A 10,628-nucleotide genomic window follows, 5' to 3' on the forward strand; every position below is an offset into this window, starting at 1 on the left:
GCGGCGGGCGGGGCGCGCGTCCCGCGTCAGAGGTTGGTCATGTCGACCGGGATCTTGGCCTCGGCGCCGTCGCGCAGGATGGTCGCCTCGATCAGGCCGTACGGGCGGTCCGCGGCGTAGTAGACCGCGCCGTCCTTGGCCTCGTTGTCGAGGCCGCAGAAGGAGAGGTCCAGGCGGAAGTGGTGCTTGTTGGGCGCGGAGAAGCGGATCTCGTCTATCTCGCTGCGGTGGTTGATGACCCGCGAGCCCATCTGGTACAGCGTCTGCTGGAGCGAGAGGGAGTACGTCTCCACGAAGGCGTGCAGGATGTGCTTCTTCGCCTGCTCGTAGGACTTCTCCCAGTGCGGCATGCGCTGCTCGTCGCTGGTCCAGTTGTGCCGCCACCACGTCGACAGGGACGTGGCGAGGATGCGGTCGTAGTCCTCCTGGAGCGTCGTGTACTTGTCCTTGATGTAGCCCCAGAACTCGGAGTTGGTGCTGTTCATGACGGTCAGGTCCTTCAGACCGCTGAGCACCTCGAAGCCTTCGCCGTCGTACGTGATCTGGGCCAGGCGCGTCTCCTGGCCCTTGCGCACGAACGAGTGCTTGACGTCGTCGGCGCCGATGAACCGGGAGTTGGCGTCGGAGGCGGAGATGCGCTCCCAGGCGTACTCCTCGATGCGGATGCGCGCCCGGTGGATCGAGGGCTGGCTCTCCACGAAGTGCCGGGCGAGGTGGATGCCGTACTGCTCGGCGGAGTCGATGCCGTGTTCCTTGGCGAAGGCGAAGCAGGTGTTCTTGGTGGTGTCCGTCGGCAGGCAGTTGGCGTTCGAGCCGTTGTAGTGGACGTCGTCGAGGTCGCCGGAGAGGGCGACGGAGACGTTCAGGTCCTTGATGTGGTGGGTGTCGCCGTCCCGCGTGATCTTGACGACCCGGTTCTCCGCCTTGCCGTACTGGTTCTGTCCCAGAATGGTGGGCATCTTCGCTAGCTCCCTCGATATACGGAGTAGCCGAACGGGTTGAGCAGCAGCGGTACGTGGTAGTGCTCGCCCGGTACGACGGCGAAGGTGATCGCCACCTCGGGGAAGAACACTCCGGCCGCACCGCTGTCCCGATTCGCGGGGGCGTCCTGCTGCGCCTCGGCTTGCTTGGCTTGCTTGCTCAGGAAGTACGCCTCGACGGCGAAGTCGAGCCGTACGTGGGTGGTGCCCTCCGGCAGCGCCGGCAGGTCCTTGCAGCGCCCGTCCGCGTCGGTGGCGGAGCCGCCGAGGACCGCCCACGGCGCGTCGCGGCCCGCGCGGGCCGCGAGCGTGACGGCGACGGCCTCGGCGGGGCGGCCGGCGCTGGTGTCCAGGATGTGCGTGGACACGGAGGCGGTGGTCTCGGTGCTCATGTGCGCGGTCCCTCTTCCTTCTCTTCCTCTTCCTCGACGAGGCGGGCCAGCCGGATACGGTTGATCTTTCCCAGTTCGGCGCGGACGATCTCCCGTTCGCGCGCGGGGGAGTTGGCGAGCCGCTCCTTGACCGCGTCCCGCATCTGCTCGCCGGTCCTGCCGGTGGCGCAGATCAGGAAGACGTGGCCGAACTTCTCCTGGTAGGCCAGGTTCAGTTCGAGCATCTCCGCCCTGAGTTCCTCGGAGGCGCCGGCCATGCCGCGCTGCTCACGGGCCGAGGTCGGGTCGCCCGGCTTCGGGCGGCCGATCGGCGGGTGCCCCGCCATCGCCTCGGCCAGGTCGGCCGCGGTCAGCTCGGCCGTGGCGGCGTCGCTGGCGGCGTACAGGGCTTCGGCGGTGGCGAAGGGGCGCTGAGCGAGAAGTCTTCCGCCCCAGGCGGCCGAGGCGCAGGCCTCGTGGAGTGCGGTGCGCGCCGCGGCCTCGTCGAGGGTGTTGAACCGGGCGAGGCCCGGCGTCTTGGTGCTCGAAGTCACGGGGGCCTCCGGGGCCTTTGTGCTGGACGGGCTGGCGCATAGCTAACGCCGTCGGAAACCGGCCGTCAACACTTTGTTGAAAAGTTCAGGTAAGAAAGGCCGCCGCCCGGTGAACGGACGACGGCCTGGGTGCACTGTGCAGCGGCTGGCGCCGGACGGGGGGGTTCTCAGCCCGTCCGGCGTTTGAGGACGAGCGCGCCAGCGCGATGAACGGGGGTCCAGGGGGCGGCGCCCCTTGGTTTCGGGAAGGGGCGCCCCGCGAGGGACCGGGCCCCGCGGCCCTACGTCGTGCGGTTCAGGTAGTTGTACACCGTGAAGCGGCTGACGCCGAGCGCGGCGGCCACCGTCTCCACACCGTGCCGGACGGCGAACGCACCCCGCGCCTCCAGCGACCGCACGACCTCCTGCTTGGCCTTGCGGTCGAGCTCGGCCAGCGGCTTGCCCTCCTTGCGCTCCAGGGCGAGCAGGATGCGGTCCAGGGAGTCGGCGAGCTGCGGCAGGCGCACGGCGAGGACGTCCTCGCCCTCCCAGGCGAGCACGACGTCGTCGGGTCCGGCGTCGCCGGGCGGCAGCATCTCCCCGCCCATGGCGTCGACCAGCGGCTTGACCGCCGTGACGAAGGGGTCGTCCCCGAGGCCGGTCACTTATCCGCCTCCCCCGCGCCGCCCACCACGTTGAGCTGGAGCGACACCCGGGTCGCGCCCGCCCGCAGCGAGGTGCGCAGCATCGTGTCGACGGCGGCGAGCACCGTGTCGACGTCGCCCTCGGCGGTGTTGCCGAACGGTCCGACGTCCACCGCGTCCAGGTCGGCGGCCTGCAGGACGTCGCGCGCGGCCAGCGCGTGCGGCGGCGCCTCGTCCAGGTCGAAGGGCTCGGTCGTGAACTCCACTCTCAATCGCACGGGCTCAACCTACTGCGGCACCGGGTTTTCGGGACGACCCCCTTGACAGCTTCCGCAGACCGGAGGCAGTCTTCCATCAAGTAGAAAACAACTTCCGCAATGCGGAATCTATGCGCCATCCTGTGTGGGTCGCTCCCCAGGAACGCACGCAGTCACTCACCCGGAAGGAGCGCGGAAGCCCCATGGGATACTCCGACCAGCGCTTCACTGTGAACCTGTCGATCCTCTTCACCGAGCTCCCGCTCCTGGAGCGCCCCGCGGCCGCCGCGGCGGCCGGCTTCCGGGCGGTCGAGCTGTGGTGGCCCTGGGTCGACGCCCCCGTCCCCGAGCGGTCCGAGCTCGACGCCCTCAAGCAGGCGATCGAGGACGCGGGCGTCCGGCTCACGGGGCTGAACTTCTACGCCGGGCAGCTCCCGGGCCCCGACCGCGGCGCCCTGTCCGTCCCCGGCGAGGAGAGCGAGAAGTTCCGCGCCAACGTCGACGTCGCCGCGGACTTCGCGCACTCGCTCGGCTGCACGGCGCTCAACGCCCTGTACGGCAACCGGGTCGACGGCGTGGACCCGGCCGTCCAGGACGAACTCGCCCTGGAGAACCTGGTCCTCGCGGCGCGCGCCGCCGACCGCGTGGGGGCCGTCGTCCTCGTCGAGGCGCTCAACGCCCCCGAGTCGCCGAAGTGCCCCCTGGTGAGCGCGGAGAAGGCCGTCGAGGTGGTGGACAAGGTCAACGCCGCCACCGGCCTCGGCAACGCGCGGTTCCTGATGGACCTGTACCACCTCTCCATGAACGGGGAGGACCTGCCGCGGGTGATCGCCGCGTACGCCGACAGGACGGGGCACGTGCAGATCGCGGACAACCCCGGGCGCGGCGCCCCCGGCACCGGCTCCCTCCCCCTGGAGGACCTGCTCGACCAGGTGCGCGAGGCCGGTTACGAGGGCTGGGTCGGCCTGGAGTACAAGCCCGGCGACCGCCCGAGCCACGAGTCCTTCGACTGGCTCCCGGCCGGGGCCCGCGCCGCCCGCTGAGCACCGGGCGCCCGCAGTCAACGACGTACGCACGCAGTCACCGACGTACGCACGCAGTCAGAGAGGCAACCCTCATGAGCACCAACCTCCCCAAGGTCGCGTGGATCGGTCTCGGCATCATGGGCTCGCCCATGTCCGAGAACCTGATCAAGGCCGGGTACTCCGTCACCGGCTACACCCTGGAGCAGGACAAGCTGGACCGGCTGGCCGCCGCGGGCGGCACGGCGGCCGGGTCCCTCGCGGAGGCGGTCCGCGACGCCGACGTGATCGTCACGATGGTGCCCGCGTCCCCGCAGGTCGAGGCCATCGCCTACGGCCCCGACGGCATCCTGGAGAACGCCCGGTCGGGCGCGCTGCTCATCGACATGTCGTCGATCACGCCGCAGACCTCCGTCGACCTGGCGAAGGCCGCGCAGGAGAAGGGCATCCGGGTGCTCGACGCCCCGGTCTCCGGCGGCGAGGCGGGGGCCGTCGAGGCGGTCCTGTCCATCATGGTCGGCGGCGAGCAGGCCGACTTCGACGCGGCGAAGCCGCTGTTCGAGGCCCTCGGCAAGACCATCGTGCTGTGCGGCCCGCACGGCTCGGGCCAGACCGTGAAGGCCGCCAACCAGCTCATCGTCGCGGTGAACATCCAGGCCTGCGCCGAGGCCGTGGTCTTCCTGGAGAAGTCCGGCGTGGACCTCAAGGCCGCGCTCGACGTCCTGAACGGCGGACTCGCCGGCTCCACCGTCCTGACCCGCAAGAAGGACAACTTCCTGAACCGCGACTTCAAGCCGGGCTTCCGCATCGACCTGCACCACAAGGACATGGGCATCGTCACGGACGCCGCCCGCTCCGTGGGGGCCGTGCTCCCGGTCGGCGCCGTGGTGGCCCAGCTCGTCGCCGGCCTGCGCGCGCAGGGCGACGGCGGCCTCGACCACTCCGCGCTGCTGCGGGCCGTCGAGCGCCTCTCCGGCAGCCCGGTCGCCTAGCCCTCCCCGACTTCCGGGCCGTGGCGGCGCTGACACCTGTCCTGTCGCGCCCAAGCGCCGCCGCGGCCCGGAACCCTGCCCCACCCCCAGCTTCAACAAACTGTTGACGTGACGGACGGGGCGTCCCTACGCTCACGTCACTCAGCTCAGCAGTGCTCCACAGTGCTCCGCGGCTGTCCGCGGCTCACTCCAGCTTCGCAGCAGCTCCCCAGCAGCTCCCGCAGTCCCGCACGGAAGGCCGACCCACCACCATGCCGCAGCGCGTGCTCACCACCGAGTCCGGCGCCCCCGTCGCCGACAACCAGAACTCCGCCTCCGCCGGCGCCGGCGGTCCGCTCCTCCTCCAGGACCAGCACCTCCTGGAGAAGCTCGCCCGCTTCAACCGCGAGCGCATCCCGGAGCGCGTGGTGCACGCCCGCGGCTCGGGCGCGTACGGCTACTTCGAGGTGACCGACGACGTCACCGGCTTCACCCACGCCGACTTCCTCTCCGAGGTCGGCCGGCGCACCGAGGTGTTCCTGCGCTTCTCCACCGTGGCCGACAGCCTCGGCGGCGCGGACGCGGTGCGCGACCCGCGCGGCTTCGCGGTGAAGTTCTACACCGCCGAGGGCAACTACGACCTCGTCGGCAACAACACCCCGGTGTTCTTCATCAAGGACCCGCTGAAGTTCCCCGACTTCATCCACTCGCAGAAGCGCGACCCGTTCACCGGCAAGCAGGAGCCCGACAACGTCTGGGACTTCTGGGCGCACGCCCCCGAGGCCACGCACCAGGTGACCTGGCTGATGGGCGACCGCGGCATCCCCGCCTCGTACCGCCACATGAACGGCTACGGCTCGCACACCTACCAGTGGACGAACGCCCAGGGCGAGGCCTTCTTCGTCAAGTACCACTTCAAGACGAACCAGGGCATCCGCTGCCTGTCCGGCGAGCAGGCCGCCGAGCTGGCGGGCAAGGACCCCAACTCGCACCAGACGGACCTGCTCCAGGCCATCGAGCGCGGGGTCAACCCGTCCTGGACCCTGCACGTGCAGATCATGCCCGCGGCCGACGCGGCGACCTACCGCTTCAACCCCTTCGACCTGACGAAGGTGTGGCCGCACGCCGACTACCCGCTCCAGCGGGTCGGCCGCCTGGTCCTGGACCGCAACCCCGACAACGTCTTCGCCGAGGTCGAGCAGGCCGCGTTCTCGCCGAACAACTTCGTGCCCGGCATCGGCCCCTCGCCCGACAAGATGCTCCAGGGCCGCCTGTTCGCGTACGCCGACGCGCACCGCTACCGCCTGGGCGTCAACCACACCCAGCTCGCGGTGAACGCGCCCAAGGCGACCACGGTGGACAACTACGGCCGCGACGGCCTCATGGCCACCAACGCCTACGGCCGCGACCGCAAGAACTACGAGCCGAACTCGTACGACGGCCCCACCGAGACCGGCAGGCCGCTCTCCGCGCCGCTCGCCGTCAGCGGCCACACTGGTACGCACGAGGCGCCCGCGCACACCAAGGACGACGACTTCTTCCAGGCGGGCGAGCTGTACCGGCTGATGTCCGAGGAGGAGAAGGAGCGCCTGGTGGCGAACATCGCGGGCGGGCTCTCCCAGGTGTCCCGCGAGGACGTCGTCGAGAAGAACCTGGCCCACTTCCACGCCGCCGACGCCGACTACGGCAAGCGTGTGGAGGAGGCGGTCCGCGCCCTGCGCGAGGACTGAGCCCCCTTCACCTCAGAGACTGCGCCGGGGACTTGACGGGAGGTCGGTCCCCCGCGCGGAACCCGCGTCGCCGTGCGCCCGGATGAGGGGTGGCACACGGCGCGCGGGGGACTGTGCCGGCCGACGCGGCCGGCGCCGCATGAGGACCGCGGCGCGCTCCGGCGAGCCAGTGCGGTGGTGAAGGTCTCGCGGCTCCCCCTTCGACCTGAGGAGGGGGCGGCCGGGGGCTGTCGCCGGACCGCCGCGGTCCTCGCGGGGGCGTGTCCTTTCGGGGGCGTGCCCTTCCGGGGGCGTGCCCTTCCGGGGGGTGTCGGCCTGCGGCCTCGTCCTCAGACGCCGGACCGGCTGTTCATCGGCCTCCGGCCTCGTCCTCAAGCGCCGGACGGGCTGAAACCCTCATGCCGCGCCCCGGCGGTCCGCCCCCGGGCATGTCACCGCCTCCGCCGCACGGCGGAGGCGGTTCGGCTGTGCGGTGGACGATCATCGTCGCGGCAGCCGGAAAGCTCGAGGGCATGACGACAACCGAACTTCCCGTGCCCCGCTGGGCGGAGCGCGTGGCCCAGGTGATTCCGCTGATCCTGCTCCCCCAGTGCGTCTGGCGACTGCCGTTCGCCTTCGGCTTCGACATGGGTACCGGCACGGGCTCGATCGGCAGCCTGTGGATCTCCGTACCGTACGTCTTCACACTGAGCCTGCTCACCGAGGCGCTCGCACTGCTGTCGTTCGGGCTCGTGCGCGGCTGGGGCGAGGTGGCGCCCGCCTGGGTGCCGCTGGTCGGCGGGCGGCGGCTGCACCCGGCCGTCGCCCTGGTCCCCGCGGTGGCCGGCGGGCTCGGTGCGACCCTGCTGTTCGGGCCCTTCACCCTGGGCGCGCTGGGCCTCGGCTTCTCCTTCGACCAGTTCGACAGCGGGGCCTGGGAGCTGCTGTTCCGGGTGTGCGTGCTGCCCGTGGGGCTGTGGGGACCGCTGGTGCTGGTGCTTGCGGCGCACTACGGCATACGCCGCCGCCGTACCGCGGCCCGGGTGCCCGGCCCGGCGGCGGGGACGGCCGCCCGCTAGCCTCACCCCACCCGCTGCAAGGCCTTGTCGCGGCGGGCGGCCAGGGCGGAGCCCGACTCCCGGCGTGCCGTCCGGCGCAGCACGGCCGGCGCGAGCAGCAGCCCGAGGACGGCCCAGAGGCCGAGGACGCCGACGGTCTCCAGATGGCGCCAGGACTCATCGATCTCCACGGCGGCGGCACTGTCGGGCAGCAGGGCCGAGCGCATGCCGAGGCCGAGCCAGTAGACCGGGAAGACCTGGGCGATCCACCCCACCCAGTCCGGCAGGGACGTCACCGGGTAGAAGATGCCCGAGACGCCGATCATCGCGAGGATCGGCAGCGTGAGCAGGCCTTGGGCGCGGGTGCTGGCGAACAGCGACCCCAGGACCGCGCCGATCGGCAGCGTCGCCACCAGACCGAGCGCCAGCACCCAGGCCAGGGTGGACCAGGAGCCGAGGCTGCCGACGGCCAGGCCCGGGACGATGAGCAGGCCGGGAACCAGGAAGATCGCCAAGTCGGCGACCAGGCCCCCGGACACCGAGACGATCTTCCCGACGAGGTGGGCCTGGGTGCCGCCCGGGGTGGCCTTGGCGCGGAGCAGGGTGCCGTCCTCACGGTCGGCCGTGAGGAGCTGGCTCATGGTCACCATCGCCATCGCGGCGTTCATGCCGAGGATGCCCGGCAGCACCAGGGTGCCGAGCTCGAACGAGCCGTCCCCGAACGGGACGTCCCGCAGCAGGTACGTGACGACGAGCATCAGCACCGGCCAGAAGAAGTGGTTGAAGAGATCGGCACCGTTGGTGAAGGACTGGCGCAGCTCGATGACACCGCGCTGCCACCCGGCCCGCAGGACCGTCCTGTTCACCGCCCCGTTCATCGCCGCGCCCCTTCCTCCGCCACGCCTTCCTCGGCCGCCCCTTCCTCGGCCGTCGCGGCGACCGCTCCGGCCACCGGCCGGCCCGTGTGCGCCGCGCTCCGCTGCCCCACCAGGGCGAGGTAGGTGTCCTCCAGCGTGGCCTTGCGGACCTCCAAGTCGCTGACGGCGTCGCCGTACCGCTGGAACAGGCCGAAGGCGAACCGGGTGGAGTCCCGGGTGCGCCGTACGTGCCGCCGCCCCTCGTGGGTCCAGCGGACCTCGTCCTCGCCGACGATCCGCTCGGCGAGGTGCGCCACCGAGCCGTCCGCGACGATCCGGCCGTCGCTGAGGACGACGATGCGGTCCGCGAGCTGCTGCGCCTCGTGCAGGTCGTGCGTGGTCAGCACGATCGTCGGCCGCCACTCCTCGGCGAGGCCAGCGACCAGGCCGTGGAACGCGCGCCGGGCGACCGGGTCGAGCCCGGCGGTGGGCTCGTCGAGGAAGAGCAGCTCGGGCCGGCCGACGAGGCCGACCGCCACGTCGAGCCTGCGCCGCTGGCCGCCGGAGAGCGTCCGGACCTTGGCGTGCGCCTGCGCGGTCAGGCCGACGGCGGCGACGAGCCGGTCCGGGTCCCAGGGCCGCGGGACGCGGGCGGTGGCGTAGCACCCGTAGTACATGCCAAGGTGGGCGAGGAGTTCGCGGACGCGCCAGCGCCCGTGGTCGCGCCACGACTGGAGCACGACGCCCACCCGGGCCCGCCAGGCGTCGCCCCCGTGCGCGGGGTCGGTGCCGAGCACCTGGACCCGGCCGCCCGACCGCGTCCGGAAGCCCTCCAGGATCTCCATCGTGGTGGTCTTGCCCGCGCCGTTCGGCCCCAGCAGGCACACGACCTCGCCCTGCCGCACCTGGAAGGTGACGCCCTTCAGCACCTCGGTCGTGCCGTAGCGCATCCGAAGGTCCTCGACGTCGAGCACCACGCGGTCCTCAGCATTCCGTGTCATAACCTGTTCCCGGTTTCTGCGTCAGGTTTCCAAGGTCCCCGGGGTCCCCGCGTCAGGTGTCCGCACCAGGTCCGCGCACCGCATCTCCGCGGTCCTCGCGTCAGGAGCGGTCGACGGAGACGGACCCGTTGTAGGTGCGGACGCGTACGTGGACGACATCGTCGGTCTCGTGCGGGCCCTCGACGGGCCTCAGGGAGTGCCGTACGACGCCCGTCAGCGTGCTGACGTCGAGCTTGGCCGCGGTGCCTTCGCGGACGCCGATCTCCACCTGGCCGAACGACGCGGTGACCACGACGGTGCCGCGGACGACCTCGGCGAGCCGCACCGTGCCGTGCGCGGTCTTGACCTCGACGTCGCTCTGCGCGCGCAGGACGTGGAAGTCGCCGCTCACCCCGGACAGGCGCAGCTTGCCGGTGGCGTCCCCGACACTGACCAGGCCGTCGTCGTTGCCGATCTGGGCCGAGCCGTCGACGACGTCGACGCGCACCTGGCCCGAGCCGTTGGCGATGCGGACGCGGCCGACCGCGCGGGCGACGCCGATGACGCCGCTCCCCGTGGTCAGGCGCAGCGGGCCCGCCTCGTCCAGTTCGATGTCGCCGCGCCCGGCCTCGAAGCGGCACTCGCCGAGCCGTCCGTCGCCGCGCAGGACCACCGTGGCGGCGGTGCCCTGGAGGGCGGAGCCCTCGGGCAGTTCGATGAGCACGTCGACGGAGCCGGTGCCGGTGCCCGTACGGCGCGACGTTCTGGCCCAGGCGCGCGCCTGCGGCGGTGACGTGATGTCCAGCCGTCCCTCGGAGAACGCCACGTGGGCCTCGTCGGCCGCGCGTACGTCCCGGGGGTCGGAGCCGTCCGTCGGGCGGACCTCGACCACCGTGACCTCCCGTGGGGCGGCCCTGACGGTGACGGACCCCTCGGCGATCCTCAGTTTGGCCGAGATGGGCGCGGGGGTGGGGAACGTGGGCATACCGGCCTTCCTGTCGAGGCGCTGGCGGGGCCGCGCTACCGCGCCCGCCCCTTGTCGTGCCGATCGGCCGGGGCCCCGCGCGGGTCCGGCTCGGCCGGGCCGCCGAGCGTCGCGGTGACCGCCCGGCTCAGCCACGCGTTCAGGGTCAGGCCCTCCCGCTCGGCGGCGGCTTCCATCCGGGCCTTGAGGTGGGCGGGCGGGCGGAAGTTGATGCGCGCCGCCGTGCCCCGCTCCTCGGCGGCCGGCGCCGGCGCGGCCCCG

The 10,628-nt window shown here is 72.0% G+C and carries 12 protein-coding genes and 1 pseudogene; 4 read left to right on the forward strand and 9 right to left on the reverse strand.

The window, feature by feature from the left end; genetic code table 11:
* Positions 1-26: 26 nt before the first annotated feature.
* The 5 genes from pucL to IE330_RS14250 all read right to left on the reverse strand — a co-directional run bounded on the left by pucL (position 27) and on the right by IE330_RS14250 (position 2,806).
* A complete protein-coding gene (gene pucL / locus IE330_RS14230) occupies positions 27-959 on the reverse strand; it encodes a factor-independent urate hydroxylase (RefSeq protein WP_190136342.1) in 933 nt (310 codons plus the stop codon).
* A gap of 5 nt (positions 960-964) precedes the next feature.
* Positions 965-1,372, reverse strand: a complete 408-nt coding sequence (gene uraH, locus IE330_RS14235) for a hydroxyisourate hydrolase (protein ID WP_190136343.1) — start codon at positions 1,370-1,372, stop codon at positions 965-967.
* On the reverse strand, positions 1,369-1,905 hold the full coding sequence (gene uraD, locus IE330_RS14240) for a 2-oxo-4-hydroxy-4-carboxy-5-ureidoimidazoline decarboxylase (RefSeq protein ID WP_190136344.1): 537 nt from the start codon (positions 1,903-1,905) through the stop codon (positions 1,369-1,371). The genes uraH and uraD overlap by 4 nt, the downstream gene beginning before the upstream one ends.
* A 281-nt stretch (positions 1,906-2,186) precedes the next feature.
* Entirely contained in the window at positions 2,187-2,549 is a 363-nt protein-coding gene (locus IE330_RS14245) for a helix-turn-helix domain-containing protein (protein ID WP_190136345.1), read from the reverse strand.
* Positions 2,546-2,806: a thiamine-binding protein gene (locus tag IE330_RS14250; protein WP_190136346.1), complete on the reverse strand. Its 261-nt coding sequence runs from the start codon at positions 2,804-2,806 to the stop codon at positions 2,546-2,548. The genes IE330_RS14245 and IE330_RS14250 overlap by 4 nt, the downstream gene beginning before the upstream one ends.
* Positions 2,807-2,988: 182 nt before the next feature.
* Between IE330_RS14250 and IE330_RS14255 the strand changes: the two genes are divergently transcribed.
* The 4 genes from IE330_RS14255 to IE330_RS14270 all read left to right on the forward strand — a co-directional run bounded on the left by IE330_RS14255 (position 2,989) and on the right by IE330_RS14270 (position 7,566).
* Positions 2,989-3,828, forward strand: a complete 840-nt coding sequence (locus IE330_RS14255) for a TIM barrel protein (protein WP_190136347.1) — start codon at positions 2,989-2,991, stop codon at positions 3,826-3,828.
* A 74-nt stretch (positions 3,829-3,902) separates the two neighbouring features.
* Positions 3,903-4,799: a 2-hydroxy-3-oxopropionate reductase gene (locus IE330_RS14260; RefSeq protein ID WP_190136348.1), complete on the forward strand. Its 897-nt coding sequence runs from the start codon at positions 3,903-3,905 to the stop codon at positions 4,797-4,799.
* A 251-nt stretch (positions 4,800-5,050) separates the two neighbouring features.
* A complete protein-coding gene (locus tag IE330_RS14265) occupies positions 5,051-6,508 on the forward strand; it encodes a catalase (protein ID WP_190136349.1) in 1,458 nt (485 codons plus the stop codon).
* A gap of 512 nt (positions 6,509-7,020) precedes the next feature.
* Positions 7,021-7,566: a hypothetical protein gene (locus IE330_RS14270; protein WP_190136350.1), complete on the forward strand. Its 546-nt coding sequence runs from the start codon at positions 7,021-7,023 to the stop codon at positions 7,564-7,566.
* A gap of 2 nt (positions 7,567-7,568) precedes the next feature.
* Here the strand turns inward: IE330_RS14270 and IE330_RS14275 are convergent, their stop codons facing one another.
* The 4 genes and pseudogenes from IE330_RS14275 to IE330_RS14290 form a co-directional block, all read right to left on the reverse strand.
* Entirely contained in the window at positions 7,569-8,423 is an 855-nt protein-coding gene (locus IE330_RS14275; protein WP_190136351.1) for an ABC transporter permease, read from the reverse strand.
* Positions 8,420-9,403 (reverse strand): ABC transporter ATP-binding protein, encoded by a 984-nt coding sequence (locus IE330_RS14280; protein ID WP_229925633.1) that lies wholly within the window; start codon positions 9,401-9,403, stop codon positions 8,420-8,422. Before IE330_RS14280 ends, IE330_RS14275 begins: the two co-directional genes overlap by 4 nt.
* 100 nt (positions 9,404-9,503) lie before the next feature.
* Complete coding sequence (locus IE330_RS14285) at positions 9,504-10,367, reverse strand: DUF4097 family beta strand repeat-containing protein (protein WP_190136352.1); 864 nt, start codon at positions 10,365-10,367, stop codon at positions 9,504-9,506.
* A gap of 35 nt (positions 10,368-10,402) precedes the next feature.
* A pseudogene (locus tag IE330_RS14290) lies at positions 10,403-10,628 on the reverse strand (hypothetical protein); the annotation flags it as partial.

It is taken from the genome of Streptomyces longispororuber (assembly GCF_014656095.1).
Taxonomy (GTDB): Bacteria; Actinomycetota; Actinomycetes; order Streptomycetales; family Streptomycetaceae; genus Streptomyces; species Streptomyces longispororuber.